Below are 22383 nucleotides of genomic sequence, written 5' to 3' on the forward strand. Positions count from 1 at the left end.
TACCATTGCGCCACAAGAATGCTCAAACTACTTCATAAACGCTGGCTATGAACGGGCTTAAATTCATCCCGCTCTAGCTGCAAGCTGGCCCGTTTGTTGTGGTCCTGAGCTTCGATCCCGGCGATATCTATGACAGGCCAGTGGACACGAATGTCGTCTGCTCCGTTTTGTTGAAGATGTTGCATATAGCTCTTAAAATCGTCATACGACATGCCACCTCTTCGCGAAAAGGTTATTTGGACGCGACCGTCTCCTTCTGGCGCGCGTGGGCGCATGTCACGGCATAGCCATGAGATGCGCTCGATTAGATATCTAGTGAGATAAAAATATAGCTGATTTCTCTCTGTATATCCCGTCTGGGATATCACGTTTATAGGCAACAACGCTTAATGCCCTAATGGGGCGTGTCGCTAAGTCTCTCGCCGCGACAACCTTCTGATTGTGATTAAGCTCAGCAAAATGGAGATTTCTGCTCTTCCGATCGGGCATTTTGGCAACTATTTGATCTCGCCAAGTTACAGCTTCAAGATCGAATTGCTTACGGAAGACCATAGCAGATAGAATAAGCCAACTGGATGCACCTCCCCTGCCTCCAGGCTCTCTATATTTGCCGAGACCATCGTCTCCTGATTCATCTATGTAAGCTACAAAAGTGTGAGACATATTATCAGAATCTGTGATTCTCTTTGCTAATCAACGAGAAAATCAGGTTCTTCTGAAAATTGCACAGAAGATTCACCACTATCTAGCACATCTCAAAAATCGATCGCCCGGCCGTTGATTTCCCAGTCGCCGAAGCGGGCGGGATCAGAGCCGCCGCGCCCGCCGATTTCGGGGGGAAGCTCGGCTTCTGCCTGAGCCTTGCGGCGCTCCTCGGCTTCGGCAAGGGCGCGCTTCGCGGCGGGCGAAAGCGGCTTGTGCGTGATTTCGCCGGCTTCGGTGTCGAGTTTGTTGTCGTTATCGGCTGTCTGCATGATCTGATCGGTCCGGAACCGTTGAATTAAGCGGAGGAATAGCCAAATCATAGAGCATGATGCCGAAAAGTGTGAACGGTTTTCGGGTGACATCATGCTCTGCTTTTTTAATTCCGGAGCGGATTCAGGTTTCAGGTCGAAGAGACCTGAAATCATCCGCCTCCGGTGCGTCCGGCCGCAAAGAAAAAGGTTTGGACGACAGATGTGTTGGAGACCCCTCGATGAATCTCATGCGTACTGCCATGCTGCTTGCCTTCATGACCGCTTTGTTCATGGGCGTCGGCTATCTGATCGGCGGTCAATCGGGCATGCTGATCGCATTCGTCGTCGCTGCCGGCATGAATTTCTTTTCCTACTGGAATTCGGACCGGATGGTGCTCTCTACCTACGGTGCGCAGGAGGTGGACGAGCGCAGCGCGCCGGAATTCTACCGCATCGTCCGCGATCTCGCCCGCAACGCCGGCCTGCCGATGCCTAGGGTTTATCTCTATGACAGCCCGCAGCCGAATGCGTTTGCGACGGGCCGCAATCCGGAAAATGCTGCCGTTGCCGCCTCCACCGGCCTGCTGCACGCGCTGACGCCGGAGGAAGTGGCCGGCGTGATGGCGCACGAGCTCGCGCATGTGCAGAACCGCGACACGCTGACCATGACGATCACCGCGACGCTTGCCGGCGCCATTTCCATGCTTGGCAACTTCGCCTTCTTCTTCGGCGGCCGTCGCGACAACAACAATCCGCTCGGCATGGTCGGCGTTCTCGTGGCGATGATCGTCGCGCCTCTGGCCGCGATGCTGGTGCAGATGGCGATCAGCCGGACGCGCGAATATTCGGCCGACCGCCGCGGCGCCGAGATCTGCGGCAATCCGCTTTGGCTTGCCTCCGCGCTCGGCAAGATCGCGCGCGGTGCGGAGCATATTCCGAACGAAGAGGCTGAAGGTCATCCGGCGACGGCGCATATGTTCATCATCAATCCACTCTCCGGCGAGCGCATGGACAATCTGTTTTCCACGCATCCGAATACGGAAAACCGCATCGCCGCGCTGCATGAAATGGCCCGTTCCGGCGGCGGCAGCGCCCCGCCGATCACGCCATCTTCCGGCCCATCTTCGGACTTTGGCTCGACGGGACGGTCCTTCACTGCTAATCCGGGGCGCAAATCGCGTTCCGTGCCGAATACGGGTCGCGGTGGTTCGCAACCGCCGAAGGGTCCCTGGTCTTGAATTCCGACACAAAAAACAATGCTTCCAACCGAGACGGAAAACGATCGGGCAAGCGGCCGCAGCAATCGCGCCCGCTCGATTCGTCTCCGCCGAAGCCCGGCCTTGCGGCCCGCGCGGCGGCGTCGAAGATCCTGGGAGCCGTGCTGGACCGCAAGACACCGCTCGATGGCATGCTGGACGCCGAAGGCGGCAGCGCCGCCTACACGACGCTCAGCGACAGCGACCGTGCGCTGGTGCGCGCCATTTTGAACAGCGCGCTGCGGCACCTGCCGCGCATCGAGTCGGCGATATCGTCGCTGCTCGATTCGCCGCTGCCGGAAGGCGCCCGCGCCCTGCATCACGTGCTTGTCGTCGGCGCGACGCAGATCCTTTATCTCGACGTGCCGGATCATTCCGCCGTCGATCTTGCTGTCGAACAGGCCAACCGCGATCCCCGCAATCGCCGCTTCGCCAAGCTGGTCAACGCCATCCTTCGTCGCATCGGTCGCGAAAAGCAGGAAATCCTCGAGCAGGTCGCCAAGGTACCGGCCATGCCGGACTGGTTCCTGTCCCGCCTGGAAGCGGCCTACGGCGCGGCCGCTGCACTCAGAATTTCCGACACGCAGCTCGAGCCGGCGGCGATCGATCTCACCGTGAAATCCGATGCTGAAGGTTGGGCGAGCCGACTGAACGGTGTCGTGCTGCCGACGGGCGGCGTGCGGCTCGCCGCTTTCGAAGGGTCCATTCCCTCGCTTGAAGGTTTCGATGATGGCGAGTGGTGGGTTCAGGACGCCGCCGCCAGCATTCCGGCGAAGCTCTTCGGCTCGCTTGCCGGCAAGCGGGTGGCGGATCTCTGCGCAGCACCCGGCGGCAAGACGGCTCAGCTCATTCTCGCCGGCGCCAAGGTCACGGCTCTCGATCAATCCGCCAACCGCCTGAAGCGGCTGTCCGCCAATCTGGCCCGCCTCGGCATGGAGGCCGAGACCGTCGTTGCCGATATGAGCAAATATCAGCCCGATGAACTTTTCGATGCCGCCCTCCTCGACGCCCCCTGCTCCTCGACAGGAACGACGCGCCGCCATCCCGACGTGCTCTGGACCAAGGGGCCGGAGGATATCGCCAAGCTGGCCGCCCTGCAGGAGCGCCTGCTTCGCCATACCCTGACGCTGGTCAAACCGGGCGGCGTAGTCGTGTTTTCCAACTGCTCGCTCGATCCCGAAGAGGGAGAAGATCTGGTTGCACGCCTGCTTGCCGATACGGACAATGTCGAGCGCGTGCCGATCGCTGCGGGCGATTGGCCGGGTTTGGAAGCAGCAATCTCGCCACTGGGGGCGTTCCGCACCACGCCGGACATGCTGCCGCTTTCCGATGGCTTTGCCTCCGGTCTCGACGGCTTCTTTGCGGCCGTGCTTCGCCGCACGCGCTAGGTTCTACATTGGCGCGTCATTCCCCAGGACGGTTAAAAAACCCGGTAATATGTCCTTAATCGGTATATCGGTAACCTCTTTTTAACCACGGGTAATGAGAGTAAGCAAAAGCAAATATGCAGGTCTGCGGCAGGGTTTTGTGAGTTCATACATGCGGGAAGCATGGCGGCGGATGTCGCGCCGCGCGGCGTTGACGCGATTGCGTCTCACCCGCCACACGATGCGTGTGCCGGAACGCCTGATCGTGGCGCCGACCGATCTGCGCAGCGTCGATCCCTTTTTCGTCGAAGAGCTTCTGAACGGGCGCATCCTGCTGGCCGGGCGCGTCCTGGAAACGCAGGGCGCATCGCCCTTCGCGCTCGAATTGCCGTCGCTGGCCTTTGCCGCCCGGCTGCATAATTTTCGCTGGCTGCGGCATTTGCGGGCGGAGAAAAGCGATCAGGCCTCGGCCATGGCGCGGTCGATCCTTACCGATTGGATTGCCGTTCACGGCCGCCGGCTGCACGGTCTCGCCTGGTCGCCTGACATCGCGGCGCAGCGGCTGATCGCGCTCTTGTCGCATTCACCCGTGCTCTTACACGGCACCGACAGCGGCTTCTATCGCCGTTTCATGCGGATGCTTGTCTTCCATGTGCGCTTTCTGCGCCGGATCGTTTCGTCGTCGGCCGATGGCGTTACCCGGTTTCGCGTGCGCATCGCGCTTGCCATGTCCTCGGTCGCCATGCCGAGCAGTGCCCTGAGGCTGAAACGTGCCGGTCAGGCACTCGATCGCGAAATCGACCGGCAGATTTTGCAGGATGGCGGCCATATCTCCCGCAATCCGCGCGCGTCTCTGGAACTGCTGCTCGATCTGCTGCCGCTGCGCCAGACCTATGTCAATCTCGGCCACGACGTGCCGGTGCGGCTTATTCCCGGCATCGACCGCATGTATCCGGCACTGCGCTTCTTCCGCCACCAGGATGGCGATCTGGCACTGTTCAACGGCGCGACCTCGACGCTTGCCAACGAATTGATGTCGGTGCTGCGCTATGACGAGACGGCGGGACAGGCTTTCAAGGCCCTGCCGCATACTAAATATCACCGGTTGGCGGCCGGTTCGGCAGTCGTCATCGTCGACGTGGGAACCGCCGCTTCGGCCGATCTCAGCCGCACGGCGCATGCGGGCTGTCTTTCCTTCGAAATGTCGTCGGGCAAGACGCGCTTCATCATCAATTCCGGTTCGCCGGAATTTGCGGGCGATCGCTTTATGCAAACCGCGCGGGCGACCGCGGCGCATTCGACCGTCACGCTCAACGACACCTCGTCATCACAGTTTTCCAAATCGAAATCTCTCGGGCCGATCATGGTCGGCGGTGTCAAGAAGGTCATCGTCGAGCGCGCCGAGACCGAAGACGGGCGCGATTATGTCCGGGCCGCGCATGACGGCTATCTCTCGGCCTTTGGCTATGTCCACGAGCGGGAGCTCAGCCTCAATGCCAGCGGCACGATCGTCGCCGGCCGCGACCGGCTTTTCGTGCCGGAGGGCAGGAAACAGCCGCCGAAGGGCGAAGGCATTGCCTCGGCGCGCTTCCATATCCACCCTTCCATCAGCCTGCTGCAGACGGAAACGGATTCCGCGCTGCTGATCGCGCCGGATGGAGAGACCTGGGTCTTCTCCTCGCCAGGCAACGAAGTGCTTGTCGCGGAGGACATCTTCTTTGCCGATCCCTCGGGCATGCGCTCCTCCGATCAGCTCGAGATCGTTTTCCGGATCACGGAAAAGCCGGAAATCCGCTGGTTTTTATCCCATCGGCCATAGGCTAAGCGCGTCAGCTATGCTAACGGGGCGGCATTATCCGTCCCGCGCCATTTTCGCCGGACGTCTCATCTCCTCATTCCAGAGCGTTTCCGCTCTGTTTTTTGTTATCGCAACTCCGGACGGAAAACCGCCATACACTTTTCCTGGAGTTGCTCTAGACCGGAGAAAGCCCATGGCCGTCGTTTCCAAGAAAATTCCTGCTCCCGACAAGGTGAAGGTGAAAACCGCGCTTCTGTCCGTCTTCGACAAGACCGGCATCGTCGAGCTGGCACGCGCGCTCAGCGAACAGGGCGTGCGGCTGCTGTCGACCGGCGGCACGCACAAGGCGATCGCGGCGGCCGGGCTTGCGGTGACCGACGTGTCGGAAGTGACGAATTTTCCGGAGATCATGGACGGCCGCGTCAAGACGCTGCATCCGAAGGTGCATGGCGGACTGCTGGCAATCCGCGACGATGCCGAGCACCAGGCCGCGATGAAGGAGCATGGGATCGAGGGCATCGATCTTGCCGTCATCAACCTCTATCCCTTCGAGGACGTTCGCAAGGCCGGCGGCGATTATCCGACGACGGTCGAGAATATCGATATCGGCGGGCCGGCGATGATCCGTGCTTCGGCCAAGAACCATGCCTATGTGACGACGCTCACCGATCCCGCCGATTATGCCGAGCTGCTGGCACAGCTTTCCGCCGACGGGGGTCAGACGACCTATGATTTCCGCAAGCGCATGGCCGCCAAGGCCTTTGCCCGCACGGCTGCCTATGACGCGATGATCTCCAACTGGTTTGCCGAAGCGCTCGATATCGCCACGCCGCGCCACCGCGTTATCGGAGGGGTTCTGCGCGAGGAAATGCGCTACGGCGAAAACCCGCACCAGAAGGCGGCTTTCTATTTGACCGACGAAAACCGCCCCGGCGTTTCCACGGCGACGCTCATTCAGGGCAAGCAGCTTTCCTACAACAACATCAACGACACCGATGCAGCCTATGAACTCGTTGCCGAGTTCCTGCCGGAAAATGGTCCGGCCTGCGCGATCATCAAGCATGCCAACCCTTGCGGCGTCGCCACCGGCCCGAGCCTCGTCGAAGCCTACAAGCGCGCTCTCGCCTGCGATTCCACCTCGGCCTTCGGCGGCATCATCGCGCTGAATAGCCTGCTCGACGCCGCAACGGCGGAAGAGATCGTCAAGCTCTTCACCGAGGTCATCATTGCGCCTGACGTCACCGAGGAAGCCAAGGCGATCATCGCTCGCAAGCCGAATCTCCGCCTCCTCTCGGTCGGCGCCCTGCCCGATCCGCGCGCTGCCGGCCTCACCGCCAAGACCGTCTCCGGCGGCCTGCTCGTGCAGAACCGCGACAACGCTTTGGTCGAGGACATGGAGCTCAAGGTCGTGACCAAGCGCGCGCCGACGGCGCAGGAGCTGGAAGACATGAAGTTCGCCTTCCGCGTCGCCAAGCACGTGAAGTCGAATGCCGTTGTTTACGCCAAGGATGGCCAGACGGCCGGCATCGGCGCGGGACAGATGAGCCGGGTCGATTCCGCCCGCATCGCTGCCATCAAGGCCGAGGAAGCCGCCAAGGCCATGGGTCTGGCCGAGCCGCTGACGCGCGGCTCCGCCGTCGCTTCCGAAGCCTTCCTGCCCTTTGCCGACGGCCTGCTCTCGGCGATCGCGGCGGGTGCTACGGCCGTCATCCAGCCCGGCGGCTCGATGCGCGACCAGGAAGTGATCGACGCAGCCAACGAGCACAATGTCGCGATGGTCTTCACCGGCGTGCGCCATTTCCGCCATTGACGACGTTACCCTCGCCCCAGCGGAATTCCAAGCATTGAAGAGGAATCCGCAATCTGACCTACGGCAAGCGTTGCGGCTCCTCGCTGAGTACCAGACCGAAGGCAACCGGCGCCGCCAGAGGCAGCGCCGGGAGCTTCGCCACGCGGAGACGTTAAATCTTCAGATGGAAGCTGCCTAAGTCTTTCCCCGCCGTCTCATTCATCATTTAACCGAGTATCCACCGTCGATGATGAGGTTTTGGCCAGTGACATAAGAAGCGGCATCGCTCGCTAGGAATACCGCCGGCGACCCGAATTCACGCATGGTGCCTCGTCTCTGCAAGGGCGTCGTCGCGCGAATATCTTCCTCAAGGTCGCCAGTCCCGGCGGCTACGTCCGCACCGTCGGGCGGCACGTGTTCCGTCCAGCCCGGATTGATGGTGTTGACTCGTATGCCGTCGCTACCCCACTCAACGGCCAAGTTCCTCGCCATCATGTCCAAACCGCCTTTCGCGGTGGCGACCCCCACCAAATCGGCATAGCCGACAAGGCTGGAATTAGCGGAAACGAATATGATCGAGCCTGAACGTCGGCTGGCCATATAAGGATGCGCCGCCTTGGAGAGGTAGAAGTAGCCCGAGAGTTCGACGTCGATCACCCGTCGCCAGCTTTCGGTCGTCATCCCGGCGGCCGCGCCTTGAATGTTCGTGGCGGCATTGCAGACCAGAATATCGATCGCGCCGAAAAGGTCGTTCGCTCGCCGCATTAAAGCTTCGCAATCGTCAGGCAACGAAATATCGGCCCGTGTCGTCTCGACCCGTCGCCCCCCTGCACGGATCGTAGCGGCGGTATCTGCCAGGTTGTTCTCCGTCCGGGAGGCGAGCAACACGTTCGCGCCGGCGGCGGCAAGCCCTTCGGCAATTGCGCGGCCTATACCTCGTCCGGCACCTGTCACCACTGCGTTTTTTCCAACCAAATTAAAGGCTTCAAGTCCACCAACTATATCTTTTCCGCTCACTGTCACGACCTCCTATGGACAACTTACCGACCGTTAATCCATTTTGCTTGCTCGTGCAAATAATTTGGTAGATTCAGTTTGAATGCTTTGACTTTCGAACCGCGACAGCGTCTTGTGATGATTGAGTAATGCCAAAGAGATCGTCGTTAAAATGCCACTCAAGAAGAAACGAAGCGAAACGAACCGCTCGCTTGCGAATGCAAATGTCACCAGGAAGGAGATGCGAGCAGACCGTCGCAAGGCCCTCGTTGATGCTACCGTGAAGGCTATCTATCAATATGGGTTCGCTGGGATCACCGTAGCGAACATCGCATCGATCGCAGGGATTTCAGCAGGCAATGTCCACCACTACTTCGGGGGCAAGGATGCCCTTCTCGGCGAGGCAATGCGTGTCCGTCTCGAATCCGTTCGCATTGAAACCGTAAGAAGGATGGCTGGTGCAACAACGCCACTAGAGCGCTTGCATGCGATCATCGAAAGCAATTTCCTACCTTCTGTATTCTCCCGCGAGGTGTGCGTAGCATGGTTACACTTCGCGGCTCACTCTACCCATGACGAGAGATTGCGGCGTCTATCGCGCATCAACGCCCGGAGGCTCAAAAGCAATTTGGTTGCCGATCTCAAAGTCCTAGTCGGGAAAGAGAAGGCCTTGGTAACAGCCGAGACCTTAACCGCAATGATCGACGGAATGTGGATGCATTGTGCCCACGAGGAAGTGACAGTGCCACCCATTCAAGGCATCCTCGAATATCTCGACAACGTGGTGACATCACACGCCTAACATCACAAAGAAACGTCGCCGGAAAGTCCCGACGCCGCCGCATATTGGATCAAGATGCCTAGCGTTGATTAGGCCGCCAGCGGCAGCCCCGCATCTTCGTGAACTTAGCCATGACGGCCCCGCCAAGGTTCGTCTGAATTGAACCCCACGCGCGGGTTGAGGGGTTACCGGGAAGGTATATGTTGTTCGTAATGACATAGGCCGGTTCCGGGTTACGCCGCGCTATCCCCTTCATCCGACCCTTCGGGCCACCTTCTTCCCGCGGGGGAGAAGGGAAGAGCATATCCAAACTTGAATAGGAGGATATCCCTACTTTGCCCCCTTGTCGGCCGGATAGGGCGTCGGTAACAGGAGTAGAAGCCCCCCGGCGAGGAAGATGACAAGCGTCGCCATGCCGAGGCGGGCTGAGCCGCTCCAGTAGGTCCCCAGCGAGAAGAACAGCGTCGCCATGAAGCTGGTGGCGCGGCCTGAGAGTGCATAGATGCCGAAATAGCGGCCGGCCTCCGAGAGGCTGACGCTGCGGGCAAGATAAGAGCGCGAGGAGGCCTGCACGGGGCCGAAGGCGATGCCGATCAGCAGGCCGTAGCCGATATAGGCTTTTTCGGCTGCCGTGCCGAACAGGCCGCCGGAGCTGACTGTCGAAAGCGGAACGAGGCCGAAGAACGTGAAGCCGGGTCCGGTGGAGATGATGCCGAAGGTGGCGACCAGCAGCAGCGTCAGACTGATGACGACTGTCGTCTTCGAGCCCAGCCAGCGATCGACATAGCCGGCGGCAAAGCAGCCGAAGATGGCGATGACATTGAGGATGATGCCGTAGATACCGATCTCGATCGTCGCCCAGCCGAACATGCCGGCCGCGAAGGTGCCGCCGAGGATCAAGAGGCCGTTGACGCCATCCTGATAGATCATACGGGCGATGAGGAACAGGCTGATGCCGCGCCGGCGCTTCAGCTCACCGAGCGTCGTTTTGAGTTCCCGCAGCCCCGAGCGAACGGCGGCACGAAGTGGCAGGCCACGGGCGGCGTCCGGCGTGAAGAGGAACATCGGCAGGATGAAGATCAGATACCATGCGGCCGAAATCGGCCCGGTGATGCGAGCATCCTCGCCGAGCGTCGCATCGAGGCCGAAGAGTGGTGTGAGGCCGAGGATGGTCTTCCCGGTCTGCGGATTGCCGGCGAGCAGGGTGACGACGGTGATCAGCACGATCATGCCGCCGAGATAGCCGAGCCCCCAGGCGGCATTCGACAGCCTGCCGACATCATCCTTGCCGACCAGCCGTGGCATCATCGAATCGTTGAAGACGATCGAGAATTCGGCCGAGATCGAAGCGAGGATCATGAAGATCACAGGATAGATGACGGGCGATCCCGGTGCTGCGCCCCAGAGACAGAAAAGACTTGCGATCTTGATGACGGCGAAGAAGGCGATCCAGGGTTTGCGGGCGCCGGATTGATCGGCGATCGAGCCGAGGATCGGGGAAAGAATGGCGATGATCACCGAGGAGATCGTCGCCATGTTGCTCCATGTCGTCTGTGCGGAGACGGGATCGGCCGTCAGGCGCGCAACGAAATAGGGGCCGAAGATGAAGGTGGTGACGACGGTGAAGAAGGGCTGCGCCGCCCAGTCGAAGAACATCCAACCCCAGATACCGCGTGCCGGCACTTTTGCCGGCACGTCATTGTCGATTTCGGTTACCACCAAATCCAGCCCCTGATTCCCTCACCCGCCTGACGGGTCGGGCGGACTGTGTCACCTTGCCCTGCCGTTCGCAAGATCGCTCAGCAGGCCGGCGGCAACGGTGATGCGGGCGAGGTTAGGATCGCCGCTTTCGCTGAGGCCACCGAGCTCTTCGGCGATGCGATTGATGCGGATACGGTCTTCGGCATGCCATGCCTGAACCGGCAGCTTGTCCTTCGGATGGTTCGATAGCGCCGAGATGACGATATCGCGGCGGGCGCCGGCGATCTGGTCGAGACTGCGTGCCAGAGCAAGGCTCTCATAGTGATCGCCTGTGACGATCCGGCTACCGGCGAGCAGCAGGCGGCCGACGCGGAAGGTCTGCGAGACGGTGAAGTAGCTTTCCGCCGCCCGGTTCAGCGTATCGCCGGTGCGTTCGGCGATCTGCATGATCTCAGGCACGAGGACGAGCGCGTAGATCGTCGCGATCTCCGAAGCCAGCTTTTCCGGCAGGCCGGCGGCCTGATATTCTGCCTCGCGGGCGGTGATCTCGGCTGCGAAATCCGCCGGGATGTGGCTGAGGAAGACCGGTCGCAGCTTTTTAAGGGCTGCGCGAAGCCGGCTAACGGTTTCCTCGATTTCACCCTTGGCGGCCCCGGTCTTCAGCAGGAGCCGCGTAAGTGCTGTATAGACCTCGGTGATCTCGCCATAGACGCGGTTCTGCATCTGGCCGCCGACCTTGCCATCCAGCGCGTCGGTCTCGTTCCAGAGCCGGTCGAGGTCGAAGCCGTCACGGGCGATGACCGCGGCCTTGACGACTTCGGCAGCCGATGCCGCCGTCGCATCCATCATGCTGACCGCAAAGCCCGGGCCGCCGCGATTGATCGCTTCGTTGGCAAGCGCCGTGCCGATGATTTCGCGGCGCAGACGGTGGCTTTCGATATCGGTGGCGTTCGAGCGCTGCATCTTGGCCGGGAAATAGCGGCTGAGGGTGGCTGTGAAGTAGGGATCGTCTGGCAGGTCGCTGGCGACAATCGCGTCGAAGAGAACGATCTTCGCGTAGGAGAGCAGCACGCCGATTTCAGGGCGGGTCAACGGCCGTCCGTTGGCATAACGTTCGGCGAAAGTCTGATCGTCGGGCAGGGTCTCTACCTTGCGGTTGAGCTGCTTGGCCGCTTCCAGCACGCTCATGAAGCGACTGAGTTCCAGGCCGTTGCCGGTGCCCTTGCGCTCTGTCAGCGAGATCGCCAGGGATTGCAGGTAGTTGTTGCGCAAGACGAGTGCTGCCACTTCGTCGGTCATGGAGGCGAGCAGCGTGTCGCGCTTGGCCCGCGTCAGCCGCTCGTCGAACATGGCGGATGCCAGCGCGATCTTGATGTTGACCTCGACGTCCGAGGTGTTGACGCCGGCGGAATTGTCGATGGCGTCGGAGTTGCAGCGCCCGCCCTTCAGGCCATAGGCGATACGGCCCTTCTGCGTGACGCCGAGATTTGCGCCCTCGCCGATGACCTTGGCACGGACTTCCTCAGCCGTGATGCGGATCGGATCGTTGGCGCGATCGCCGACTTCCGAATCCGTTTCGGCCTGTGCCTTGACGTAGGTACCAATGCCGCCGAACCACAACAGGTCCACCGGCGCCTTGAGGATCGCCGTCATGATCTCGAAGGGCGTTGCGACCGACTTTTCTATGCCGATGGCGGCGACCGCTTCCGGCGTCAGCGTGACCGACTTTGCCGAACGGGAAATAATCATCGCGCCCTTCGACAGAACGGACTTGTCGAAATCCTGCCAGCTCGAGCGCGGCAGGTTGAAGATGCGCTGCCGTTCGGCGAGCGTCTTGTCCATGTCCGGATCGGGATCGATGAAGATGTCGCGATGGTCGAAGGCGGCGAGCAGGCGGATCTTCGGCGACAGCAGCATGCCATTGCCGAAGACGTCGCCGGACATGTCGCCGACACCGACGACGTTGAAGGGCGTCGTCTGGATATCGATGTCCATTTCGCGGAAATGCCGCTTCACGGTTTCCCAGGCGCCGCGGGCGGTGATGCCCATCTTCTTGTGGTCGTAACCGGCCGAGCCGCCCGAGGCGAAGGCGTCATCCAGCCAGAAGCCTGCTTCCTGCGCCAGCGCATTGGCGGTGTCCGAGAAGGTGGCGGTGCCCTTGTCGGCGGCGACGACGAAATAGGGGTCGTCGCCATCGAGCCGCACGGTGTCGGCCGGCGGGATGATATCGGCGCCGGAAATATTGTCGGTGATCGACAGCAGCGTGCGGATATAGGTCTTATAGGCCTCGCGGCCGGCATTGAAGATTTCGTCGCGGCTGCCGCCGACCGGAAGCTTCTTCGGATAGAAACCGCCCTTGGCGCCGACGGGCACGATAACAGCGTTCTTGACCTGCTGCGCCTTCACCAGGCCGAGCACTTCGGTACGATAATCCTCGGCGCGGTCCGACCAACGCAGACCGCCGCGCGCCACTTTGCCGAAGCGCAGGTGCACGCCCTCCACCTCGACGCCGTAGACGAAGATTTCGCGGAAGGGGCGCGGCTCGGGCAGGCCATCCAGCAGCTTCGGATCGAGCTTGAAGGCGAGCATCGCCTTCGGCGTGCCGTCCGCATTTCGCTGGAAATAGTTGGTGCGCAGCGTCGCGTCGATGGCGTTGACATAGCGGCGCAGGATGCGGTCGTCGTCGAGGCTCGGAACGTCGGCAAGCTCGGTTTCGATGCCTGTATGCAGGTCGACAAGCTTCTTCGTGCGGTTCTTGTCGCTGAGCTTCGGATCGAGCGTGTCGTGAAAGAGGCTGAAAAGCGAGGCAGCGATCCCAGGATATTTGTCCAGCGTCGCGGCGATGTAATCCTGCGAATAGGCGATGCCGGCCTGGCGCAGATAGCGGGAATAGGCGCGCAATACATTCGTTTCGCGGGCGGAGAGATCGGCGGAGACGATCAGCCGGTTGAAGCCGTCATTGTCGATCGTGCCGCCGAAGGCGGCGAGGAAGGCTTCTTCCAATGCCGCGCCATGGCGGGCGAGATCGATCGTGACGCCGCTGCGGGCTTCGAGCTCCATGTCGTGGAGCACGACATGGCCGGTCGAGCCGCCTTTAGCCGTGACATAGATATCGAAGGTACGCTCGCTGATGACGTTGAAGCCGAGATTTTCGAGGAGAGGCACGCGGCGCGACAGCGCGAGGTTGCCCTGCCCATGAAAGATCTTCAGCGAGAGAATGTCGCCGGCTTCGTCCTTGCGGATATAGAAGGCGATGCGGATCGGCTCGGCGCCGGCGGTCGCCGTGATGTCAGGTAGATCGGCGAAGGCGTCTTCCGGCGAGAAAGCTTCCTGGAAGGCCTGGCTGACGGAGATGTTCGGCGCCTTCGGGCCTGCCAGCATGACGAAACGCTCGTCCCAGCGGGCGGTGATGGCGCGGATCGCCTCTTCGAGCTTCGCCTGCGGAATATGCGGCGTCTTGCCGGCGCTGCGGCCGATGATGAAATGCACGCGCGCCACGCCGCCTTCCGGGAAAGCCGGATAATAAGCGGAGACACGGCCGTCATAGACTGACTTCAGGTAGTTGCCGATCTTCTCGCGGACGACGGAATCATATTCCTCGCGCGGAACATAGACGATCACCGAGACGAAGCGGTCGAAATGGTCGATGCGCGGCAGTGCGCGCACGCGCGGCCGGTCTGCCAGATCGTTGATCTGTTCGGCAAAGCTCGCAAGCAGCGTCGTGTCGATCTGGAAGAGATCGTCGCGGGGATAGGATTCCAGCGTGTTTTCGAGCATACGGCCGGAGTGGCTTGTGGGATCGAAGCCGAAATGATCCTTGACCTTCTGCACCTTCGAGCGCAGCAGCGGCACTTCGGCGGCTGCACTGGTATAGGCCGTGGAGGTGAAGAGGCCGACGATGCGCAGCTCGCCCGTGACGTTGCCGTCAGCATCGAAGCGCTTGACGCCGACATAATCCATATAGGCGCGGCGGTGGACGATCGATTTGACGTTGGCCTTGGTGACGATCAGGAAATCCGGCCCGTTGAGGAAGGCGAGGATTTCCGGTGTCGTGGTGACGGCGTCCTTGCCTTGCCTCAGAACGCGTACGTCCGGATTGGAAAGAATGCCGAGGCCGGTGCCGCGATCGCGTTCGACCTTGGCATTGGCACCCTTGCCGGAATAGACATATTCGCGCATGCCGAGGAAGGTGAAGTTGCCATCCCGTAGCCAGGCAAGGAAGGCGAGCGCCTCGTCGCGATCGCTCTTGCGGCGACCGGCCGCCTCATAGGTTGATAGTTCCGAGATGACCGTATCGAGGCGCGACAGCATTGGCTTCCAGTCGGAAACGGTGAGGTGCGTCTGGTCGAGCACGCTCTGGATTCGCTTGGTCAGATCCGTTGCCTGTGCCGCCGTCAAGGGCGAGAGATGAAGCTGGATATGGCTGACGCGATGGGCAGGGTCGCTTGGGTGATCGGCGGAATAGAGGCCCGGCTGCTTGCCCTTTTCGACGACCAGGATCGGGTGGACCGCCATATGGAGGTCGCGATAGCTGCTGGTCACCTCGCCCATGATCGATTCGTAGAGGAAGGGCATGTTGTGGTCGGTGATCGAGAGGATCGACACGGCGGCGCCATCGGGCTCGATATTGGCGACCTGCTCGATGCTGACGCGCGGAGAGGTACCGCTCCAGGCTGCCAGTTCCCTGGCCGCGTGCGTCGCGGCAAGAGCCAGCATTTCCGGAGTGTACCGCTCCATATCGTCATTGCTGGCCCGGCCGAACAGGATTTCGGGGTCGAGGTGCGCCTCGCCCGATGCAGCGGCGATCTTGCGTGCCGCTTCGATCTGTTTTTCCCGTTTCGGATTGGTTCTGGGCGCCATGAAATTCCTCCCGATTTTCGAATTCTGACCACAGTAGCAGAAGGTTTAGCGAAAAAACTGGCAAAAAGAATGCGCATTTGGTTGCTTTTGGACCGATTTCGCTCCGTTTTTTCAAGAATCTTGCCGGAATGTGCGCTTCCGATGCAAGGCAGGGGAATATTGGCGTGAAATTGGCGGAACGAGCTCGTCAACAGAGGTTTTCATGACTCTGTGAAGCGCGGTTGACAGAGTGGCGCGAAAGGGATCATCAACGGCGCCATGCAGTGCAAAGCCCCGAACTGAAAGCAAGGATCATGTCGCAAATGTCGGCCGGCGCCGTTATCGTCATCTCCAGCCATGTCATCAGAGGGTCCGTCGGCAATCGTGCGGCAGTTTTCGCGCTGGAGACGCTCGGCCATCCCGTCTGGGCGCTGCCGACCATCGTTCTGCCCTGGCATCCGGGCCATGGCCGCTCGACGCGGCTGACTTTCAACGAGGCGGATTTCGACCACGTCATCGACGATCTCATCGCCGCACCCTGGCTTTCCGAGGTGAAGGCGGTTCTCTCAGGCTATTTCGGCAATGCCGCGCAAGCGCGTTCGGTTGCCAGGCTGGTAACTGCGCTGCGGGAAAAGACCCCCGATCTCTTCTATGCCTGCGATCCTGTCATCGGCGATGCCGGCGGCCTTTATGTGCCCGAGGCCACGGCCGAAGCCATCCGCGATCTCCTGATCCCGCTGGCATCGCTCGCAACACCGAATCGTTATGAGCTTGCCTGGCTTGCCGGTGCGCCGCTCGAGGACAACAACGCCATCATGGAGGCGGCCCTGGCCCTCGGACCGTCGCGCATGCTGGTGACGTCGGCGGTGCCGATGATGGCCGGCGGCATCGGCAATCTCTATCTCAGCGGCCGAAACGCGCTGCTTGCCGAGCATCGCAGCATCGAGGGGGCGCCGAACGGGCTTGGCGATCTCTTGTCCGCGGTGTTCCTGTCGCGTCTGCTCTCCGGCATGGATGAGGAAAGGGCGCTGCAGCTGACGACGGCCAGCGTCTACGAGGTGCTGGCGCGCGCCGTCAAGCGCGGCAGCGACGAGCTGACGCTCGCCGCCGATTCAACAAGCCTGTCGACGCCGATGGCAATGGTGCAGCTGCGGCACCTGGTTCACCCGGCGCAGCGGCGAAAAAAATAGTGGCTCGCGACGGTTAACGCTTTTTGCAGCGCAACAGTTGCCATCGGCCGAACTGCGCTGTAATCCAATGTCATGCAAAGCTTTCCCGACACCCTTTTGAATGGTTATCGTAACTTCATGAGCGGGCGTTACGTCGATGAGCGCGAACGCTATCGCAATCTGGCGGATCTCGGCCAGAACCCATCGACCCTTGTGATTGCCTGCTGTGACTCCCGCTCGGCGCCGGAGATCATCTTCGATGCCGGTCCGGGAGAGCTCTTCGTCATCCGTAACGTCGCCAACATGGTGCCGCCCTACGAGCCGGATGGTAATTTCCATGCGACCTCCTCGGCACTCGAATTCGCCGTCCTGTCGCTCAAGGTCTCGGATATCGTCGTGATGGGCCACGGCCGTTGCGGCGGCATCCGCGCCGCGCTCGACCCCGATGCCGAACCATTGTCTCCAGGCGATTTCATCGGCCGGTGGATGGGCTTGCTGAAGCCCGCCGCCGAACAGATTCAGAGCAACGATATTATGACACCGGCCGAGCGTCAGACGGCCTTGGAGCGCATTTCGATCCGCAATTCGCTGGAGAACCTGCGCAGCTTTCCGGAGATCAAGGCGCGGGAAGACGAGGGCAAGCTCTCTCTTCACGGCGCGTGGTTCGATATTTCGACCGGCGAGCTATGGATCATGGATCCAAGCACCCGCGATTTCATCCGCCCCGACGTTTAGAGTATTTCCAGGAAAAGTGCGTAGCGGTTTTCCGTCCGGCATGCCTAAGGAAACAAAAAGATAGAGCGTTTTCGCGATTCGAAGGAAAGCGGAAATGCTCTAAGGTGTCTGACGCCTGATGGGGCGGCAGGTAGATCAAACGAAAAAGGCGCTGCGAATTATCCGGTCGCAGCGCCTTTTTTAGAGCGGGATGCCGAAAAGTGTGAGCGGTTTTCGGGCGACATCCCGCTCCAACTTTTTGATTTAGAGACGGATTCAGATTTCAGGTCGATTCGACCTGAAATCATCCGGCTCTAATGCATGAGATCCGGCTTACTTGCCGTCGATCTGCTGACCGATATAGGCGATTGCCTGCTGATAGACCCTTGCGTCGTTCCAGCCTGCAATAGCAGAGAAGTTCGGCTCGCCGGGCTGATAACCGGCGCCCGGCTGCCAGCCATGGCCGCGCAGGAAGTTGGCCGTCGAAGCGAGTGCGTCCGCGCGTGATCCCACAAGGTCGACCCTGCCGTCACCATCTTCGTCGACCCCGAAGGCAACGACGTTCTTGGGCATGAATTGTGTCTGGCCGATTTCGCCATGGGCTGCGCCCCGCGCCGACGGGCTGAGGTAGCCCTCGCCGACAAGCTTCAGGGCTGAATAGAGCTGTTCGGTAAAGAAGGCCGAACGACGGCAATCATAGGCGAGGGTCGAAACGGCCGAAAGCGTATGCTGGTCGCCCATGTAGCCGCCGAAGCCGGTTTCCATGCCCCAGATCGCGATGATCGGACCCGGGGGGACGCCGAAGCGCTTCTGGATCCTGGCGAAGAGCGCCGCATTGGCCTGCTTCATGCTCTTGCCGCGATTGATGATCGTCTGGCCGCCGCGCTTCTTCATGAATTCCTCGAAGGAAAGCTTGAAGCTCTTCTGGCCGCGGTCGGCGCGGATGGTGGGCTGGTTGTAATGAACGTTGGCGAAGGCCTTGTCGAGGGTGGAGGGGCTGACGCCCTGTCCTTGCGCTTCGCGTTTGAATTCCTGCACCCAATTCTCGAAACCGGCGGAAGTGTTGCCACAGGATGCCGCATTTGCGGCAATCGGCGTCGCCAGCAACAACCCGCCCGCCACGAGAGTTGCCATTCCAGACTTTGTGATGCGCATTCAGTGTCCCCGAATTCTCACCGCGCCGCGAACGCGGTAACCGTTTTTGAAAGGCGCATAAACCCTCCAGTTTCCAGGCTTATGCGCTGTCTAGTCGCCGCTGGACCATGCCAGCATCCAACCGTTCTGTCATTATCTCATTTTAGCGATCAGTGTTTCGCTTCACGTGAAACATTGCCGCCAAACCCATTTGCAAAAAGTCTCGCCTTTCATCCGAAATGGCGAGGCTTTCATTCGATCCTGCATAGCCGGCAAGAATTTATAAACCGTAAATTGGTTTACGGATCCTTATGCAGCCTGCTTGCGTGGCTTGATCAGGCCGCGGTTGACGAGCAGTTCGGCAATCTGGATGGCGTTGAGCGCGGCACCCTTGCGCAGGTTGTCGGAAACGACCCAGATGTTGAGGCCATTCTCGACGGTTGCGTCCTCGCGGATGCGCGAAATGTAGGTCGCGTCCTCGCCGGCGGATTCGTATGGCGTGATATAGCCGCCGTTTTCGTGCTTGTCGATGACGAGGCAGCCCGGTGCCTCGCGCAGGATATCGCGGGCCTGATCGGCAGTGATCTCATTTTCGAACTCGATATTGACCGATTCCGAGTGGCCGATGAAAACAGGCACGCGCACGGCCGTGCAGGTGACCTTGATCTTCGGATCGAGGATCTTCTTGGTTTCGGCCAGCACCTTCCATTCTTCCTTGGTGTAGCCGTCTTCCATGAAGCTATCGATATGCGGGATGACGTTGAAGGCGATGCGCTTGGTGAACTTCTTCGTCTCGATCGGGTCGGCGACGAAGACGGCGCGGGTCTGGTTGAACAGCTCATCCATGCCATCCTTGCCGGCGCCGGAGACCGATTGATAGGTCGAGACGACGACGCGCTTGATCTTGGCGAAGTCGTGCAGCGGCTTCAGCGCAACGACGAGCTGTGCGGTCGAGCAATTCGGGTTGGCGATGATGTTGCGCTTGGTGAACTGCGCGATGGCATCCGGATTGACTTCCGGCACGATCAGCGGCACGTCGGCGTCGTAGCGCCAGGCCGACGAGTTGTCGATGACGACGCAGCCCTGGGCACCGATCTTCGGCGAGAACCTCTTCGAGGCGTCGCCGCCGGCCGACATCAGGCAGATGTCGGTGTCGGAGAAATCGTAGTTCTCCAGATTGGAAACCTTCAGCGTCCGGTCGCCGAAGGACACTTCGGTTCCCTGCGAACGGGCCGATGCGAGCGCCACGACCTCATCGGCCGGAAAGCCGCGTTCGGCCAGGATATTGAGCATTTCACGGCCGACATTCCCGGTCGCGCCCGCTACTGCAACTTTGAAACCCATTTCTCAAGCTCTCTTTCTCTTCTCTCCTCTTGGGCGAGGGGGGAACCGCGGCCATCGGCGACGGGTCCTGTCCCCAGCCGAGCCGGGGAGAGAGCGGCAGGCCAGAGACGTCAGACGGTTTTCGTCGTCGTTTTGGCCTTGGTTTTGGAAGAAACCGGAAAATAGACATCCCGCCCGGCATGGTCTGCCAGGTGACTGAAGCTATCGAGCTGTTCGAAGCGAACCATGGAAGTCTTCCTTTTCCGTCGCCGGTTCTAAGATGTTTTCCACAGGAGTCAAGGATTTCCTCGCTCCCATCGATGCGGGCTCATCAATGGGAGCGAGGAATCGGGATCATTGAGCTTCGCCTTCAACCTGTCGCGTTCGAAGGCCAGTTGTTTCTGGTATCAGCGGTTGGACTGGCGGGTGGATTCGAATAGGAACCAGGTGCGGCGTTCGGTTTCATCAAGCCAGTTTTCGAGAAGGCTGGCGGTGGCGACATCGCCATACTCGTCGCAGACGTCGTGAACGGCGCGCATTTCGGCGGAGAGCCTGAGATTATCATCCGCTAATTCGGCAAGCATATCCTGCGGATCGACATATTCGGCGTCATTGTCCGGGATGCGCTGCAGCTTGGCGATCTGGCCGATCGACCGCAGGGTCGTTCCGCCGATCTTCCTGGCACGCTCGGCCATCGGGTCGGTCATCGCGAAAATCTGCTCGCCCTGTTCGTCGAGAAGCAGGTGATAATCGCGGAAATGCGGCCCGCTCATGTGCCAGTGAAAATTCTTGGTTTTCAGATAGAGGGCGAAGACATCTGCCAGCAGGGCGCTCAAGGCTGCGGAAATATCGCGTGTCGCCTCCTCGCTGAGATTGGTGCGCGTGCCCAATTTCGACTTGGTATTGGCGGTATTCATAAAGACGTCCTCCGTTTGTTGTTCACGACAGCGATCGCCGGCGGATCTTAGGGGAGTTCGATGACATCAGCTGCTGCGCGGGATCGCATGAAGACAGGATTGTTTTGAAATTTCGCGGGCGAGATGCCGCTTCGCGGCACCGTCGACTGCGGTGCTAGCCGGAAAACCCGAACACGCATACTAAATAGGAAAATGGGATGGTTTGGCAATCGCTTGCTAAAGTATCGGCTCGGCTTACAGCTATAGTCGCCGAACGAGCCGCCCTCTTCTTGTGGGAGGGCGGCGCCGCAATGCTCAATTATTTCAGGCCGCCGCCAACATAGATGGTTTCGCCGGTCACCCAGGCCGCATCCTGCGAAGCGAGGAAGACGGCGACCGGAGCGATATCGGTCGGCTGACCGAGACGGCCGAGAGGCGTCTGGGAGACGAGATGCTTTTCAAAATCGCTGCCGATGATGCCTGCCGCAACGACGCCTTCCGTCTCGACGCCGCCGGGCGCCAGATTATTGACGCGGATATTGCGTGAACCGAGTTCCTTGGCGAGGATCTGGGTGATGGAATTCACGGCGGCCTTGGTTGCCGTGTAAACCGAAGCGGTCGGCAAGTTCATGCTGACGGCGTTGGAGCCGATGTTGATCACGCTGCCGCCCTCGGGGCCGAAATGTTTCACCGCCTCTTGCGTGGCCAGCAATGTGCCTAGAACGTTGATGTTGAACTGCCGATGAAATTCCTGCTCGGCGAATTCCTCGATCGGCGCGAATTTGTAGACGCCGGCATTGTTGACGAGGATGTCGACGCGTCCGAAGGCCTGTTTAGCCTCGGCAAAGAGGTGCGTGACGTCTTCGGCCTTGGAAACATCGCCGTGGACGGCGAGCGCCTTGCCGCCCTTGGCGGTGATTTCCGCAACCACCTTGTCGGCACCTTCGCGGCTCGAGGCGTAATTGACGATGACGGCCGCTCCCGCCTCGCCCATCGCCTTGGCGATGCCTGCACCGATTCCCTTGGATGCTCCGGTCACGATCGCGACCTTGCCTGCCAGTTTGCTCATGTCACTTTCCTTCAGAGATTGTTAGACAGTTTTACAATTATCGAATCATTTGGCGCATGCGACCCGAAAACCGATCCGCATCGTCGCTTTGATATTTAGATAATCATCTAACTGATACAAGAGCAGCGGCAGCAAATGCTGGCGGCATGGTCGCAATCGTCAGATCTTGGAAAGTTCCGCCATATAGGCGTTCAACGTATCGCGGCGCAGCACAAGGTTTGCGAACTTGCCGTCCCGCTGGATCTCGATCAGACCAGCATTCTCAAGTTCCTTGATATGATGCGACATCGTTGCGGCGCTGACGGTGTGGCACTCGTTCAGGATGCTGCAGGGCGTGGGTTCGCTGCGCGTGCCGATCTCCTTCAGGATCTGCACACGTCGCGGTTCGGCAAGTGCCCGGGAGATCAATCCCATCTGCCTTTCGCTTAAACGTATCGGCCCGGCATCCATGATTTTCATCGCAAGTGAACGAAATCGGGTTGACCGCCTTCGGTGACCCACTTGCCAGATATATGAATGTGCTGCGGCCTTGGCAACCTTTGCGACGTGATCGCCATTGAAAGCTGCCCTCACGGGTTGGTGGAACCCTATTGCC

At 60.3% G+C, this 22383-nt stretch carries 17 protein-coding genes; 7 read left to right on the top strand and 10 right to left on the bottom strand.

The window, feature by feature from the left end; all coding sequences use genetic code 11:
* Window positions 1-32: 32 nt before the first annotated feature.
* Window positions 33-212 (bottom strand): hypothetical protein, encoded by a 180-nt coding sequence (locus ACPYOP_RS26010; RefSeq protein WP_481413157.1) that lies wholly within the window; start codon window positions 210-212, stop codon window positions 33-35.
* Between the two features lie 543 nt (window positions 213-755).
* Entirely contained in the window at window positions 756-974 is a 219-nt protein-coding gene (locus ACPYOP_RS26015) for a DUF1674 domain-containing protein (protein WP_481413197.1), read from the bottom strand.
* A 221-nt stretch (window positions 975-1195) separates the two neighbouring features.
* On the opposite strand from ACPYOP_RS26015, the gene htpX reads away from it, so the two are divergent.
* The 4 genes from htpX to purH all read left to right on the top strand — a co-directional run bounded on the left by htpX (window position 1196) and on the right by purH (window position 7187).
* Window positions 1196-2194, top strand: coding sequence for a zinc metalloprotease HtpX (gene htpX / locus ACPYOP_RS26020; RefSeq protein WP_481413158.1), 999 nt, complete (start codon window positions 1196-1198; stop codon window positions 2192-2194).
* Window positions 2191-3600 carry an RsmB/NOP family class I SAM-dependent RNA methyltransferase gene (locus tag ACPYOP_RS26025; RefSeq protein WP_481413159.1) on the top strand — a complete coding sequence of 470 codons (1410 nt, stop codon included), beginning with the start codon at window positions 2191-2193 and terminating at the stop codon, window positions 3598-3600. The genes htpX and ACPYOP_RS26025 overlap by 4 nt, the downstream gene beginning before the upstream one ends.
* A 151-nt stretch (window positions 3601-3751) precedes the next feature.
* On the top strand, window positions 3752-5398 hold the full coding sequence (locus tag ACPYOP_RS26030; protein WP_481413160.1) for a heparinase II/III family protein: 1647 nt from the start codon (window positions 3752-3754) through the stop codon (window positions 5396-5398).
* Window positions 5399-5570: 172 nt separating this feature from the next.
* Window positions 5571-7187, top strand: coding sequence for a bifunctional phosphoribosylaminoimidazolecarboxamide formyltransferase/IMP cyclohydrolase (purH, locus tag ACPYOP_RS26035; RefSeq protein ID WP_481413161.1), 1617 nt, complete (start codon window positions 5571-5573; stop codon window positions 7185-7187).
* 201 nt (window positions 7188-7388) lie between these two features.
* On the opposite strand, the gene ACPYOP_RS26040 is transcribed toward purH, so the two are convergent.
* Entirely contained in the window at window positions 7389-8183 is a 795-nt protein-coding gene (locus ACPYOP_RS26040) for an SDR family NAD(P)-dependent oxidoreductase (protein WP_481413162.1), read from the bottom strand.
* 151 nt (window positions 8184-8334) lie between these two features.
* Here ACPYOP_RS26040 and betI point away from each other — a divergent pair, with 151 nt between their 5' ends.
* Window positions 8335-8964, top strand: coding sequence for a transcriptional regulator BetI (gene betI / locus ACPYOP_RS26045; RefSeq protein ID WP_481413163.1), 630 nt, complete (start codon window positions 8335-8337; stop codon window positions 8962-8964).
* A gap of 309 nt (window positions 8965-9273) precedes the next feature.
* On the opposite strand, the gene ACPYOP_RS26050 is transcribed toward betI, so the two are convergent.
* A complete protein-coding gene (locus tag ACPYOP_RS26050) occupies window positions 9274-10665 on the bottom strand; it encodes an MFS transporter (protein ID WP_481413164.1) in 1392 nt (463 codons plus the stop codon).
* A gap of 48 nt (window positions 10666-10713) precedes the next feature.
* The gene (locus ACPYOP_RS26055; protein ID WP_481413165.1) at window positions 10714-15504 is read right to left on the bottom strand and encodes an NAD-glutamate dehydrogenase; all 4791 of its coding nucleotides are present in this window, start codon (window positions 15502-15504) and stop codon (window positions 10714-10716) included.
* A 293-nt stretch (window positions 15505-15797) separates the two neighbouring features.
* Between ACPYOP_RS26055 and pdxY the strand changes: the two genes are divergently transcribed.
* The gene (gene pdxY, locus ACPYOP_RS26060; protein WP_481413166.1) at window positions 15798-16673 is read left to right on the top strand and encodes a pyridoxal kinase PdxY; all 876 of its coding nucleotides are present in this window, start codon (window positions 15798-15800) and stop codon (window positions 16671-16673) included.
* Between the two features lie 72 nt (window positions 16674-16745).
* Window positions 16746-17387 (top strand): carbonic anhydrase, encoded by a 642-nt coding sequence (locus ACPYOP_RS26065; RefSeq protein WP_481413167.1) that lies wholly within the window; start codon window positions 16746-16748, stop codon window positions 17385-17387.
* A gap of 312 nt (window positions 17388-17699) precedes the next feature.
* On the opposite strand, the gene ACPYOP_RS26070 is transcribed toward ACPYOP_RS26065, so the two are convergent.
* The 5 genes from ACPYOP_RS26070 to ACPYOP_RS26090 form a co-directional block, all read right to left on the bottom strand.
* On the bottom strand, window positions 17700-18521 hold the full coding sequence (locus tag ACPYOP_RS26070) for a lytic murein transglycosylase (protein WP_481413168.1): 822 nt from the start codon (window positions 18519-18521) through the stop codon (window positions 17700-17702).
* A gap of 288 nt (window positions 18522-18809) precedes the next feature.
* The gene (locus tag ACPYOP_RS26075; protein WP_481413169.1) at window positions 18810-19844 is read right to left on the bottom strand and encodes an aspartate-semialdehyde dehydrogenase; all 1035 of its coding nucleotides are present in this window, start codon (window positions 19842-19844) and stop codon (window positions 18810-18812) included.
* Window positions 19845-20230: 386 nt separating this feature from the next.
* A complete protein-coding gene (locus ACPYOP_RS26080) occupies window positions 20231-20740 on the bottom strand; it encodes a Dps family protein (protein ID WP_481413170.1) in 510 nt (169 codons plus the stop codon).
* A 298-nt stretch (window positions 20741-21038) separates the two neighbouring features.
* Entirely contained in the window at window positions 21039-21788 is a 750-nt protein-coding gene (locus tag ACPYOP_RS26085) for a glucose 1-dehydrogenase (RefSeq protein ID WP_120666273.1), read from the bottom strand.
* A gap of 159 nt (window positions 21789-21947) precedes the next feature.
* On the bottom strand, window positions 21948-22202 hold the full coding sequence (locus tag ACPYOP_RS26090; RefSeq protein ID WP_481413171.1) for an ArsR/SmtB family transcription factor: 255 nt from the start codon (window positions 22200-22202) through the stop codon (window positions 21948-21950).
* Window positions 22203-22383: the final 181 nt, after the last annotated feature.

It is taken from the genome of Rhizobium sp. KNZ2-6A (assembly GCF_056755475.1).

Excerpts from the sequence above, each read along its gene's own strand:
- ACPYOP_RS26010 (WP_481413157.1), bottom strand. The coding sequence starts at position 212 with ATGTCGTATGACGATTTTAAGAGCTATATGCAACATCTTCAACAAAAC.
- ACPYOP_RS26015 (WP_481413197.1), bottom strand. The coding sequence starts at position 974 with ATGCAGACAGCCGATAACGACAACAAACTCGACACCGAAGCCGGCGAA.
- htpX (WP_481413158.1), top strand. The coding sequence starts at position 1,196 with ATGAATCTCATGCGTACTGCCATGCTGCTTGCCTTCATGACCGCTTTG.
- ACPYOP_RS26030 (WP_481413160.1), top strand. The coding sequence starts at position 3,752 with ATGCGGGAAGCATGGCGGCGGATGTCGCGCCGCGCGGCGTTGACGCGA.
- purH (WP_481413161.1), top strand. The coding sequence starts at position 5,571 with ATGGCCGTCGTTTCCAAGAAAATTCCTGCTCCCGACAAGGTGAAGGTG.
- betI (WP_481413163.1), top strand. The coding sequence starts at position 8,335 with ATGCCACTCAAGAAGAAACGAAGCGAAACGAACCGCTCGCTTGCGAAT.
- ACPYOP_RS26055 (WP_481413165.1), bottom strand. The coding sequence starts at position 15,504 with ATGGCGCCCAGAACCAATCCGAAACGGGAAAAACAGATCGAAGCGGCA.
- pdxY (WP_481413166.1), top strand. The coding sequence starts at position 15,798 with ATGTCGCAAATGTCGGCCGGCGCCGTTATCGTCATCTCCAGCCATGTC.
- ACPYOP_RS26065 (WP_481413167.1), top strand. The coding sequence starts at position 16,746 with ATGCAAAGCTTTCCCGACACCCTTTTGAATGGTTATCGTAACTTCATG.
- ACPYOP_RS26070 (WP_481413168.1), bottom strand. The coding sequence starts at position 18,521 with ATGCGCATCACAAAGTCTGGAATGGCAACTCTCGTGGCGGGCGGGTTG.
- ACPYOP_RS26075 (WP_481413169.1), bottom strand. The coding sequence starts at position 19,844 with ATGGGTTTCAAAGTTGCAGTAGCGGGCGCGACCGGGAATGTCGGCCGT.
- ACPYOP_RS26080 (WP_481413170.1), bottom strand. The coding sequence starts at position 20,740 with ATGAATACCGCCAATACCAAGTCGAAATTGGGCACGCGCACCAATCTC.
- ACPYOP_RS26085 (WP_120666273.1), bottom strand. The coding sequence starts at position 21,788 with ATGAGCAAACTGGCAGGCAAGGTCGCGATCGTGACCGGAGCATCCAAG.
- ACPYOP_RS26090 (WP_481413171.1), bottom strand. The coding sequence starts at position 22,202 with ATGGGATTGATCTCCCGGGCACTTGCCGAACCGCGACGTGTGCAGATC.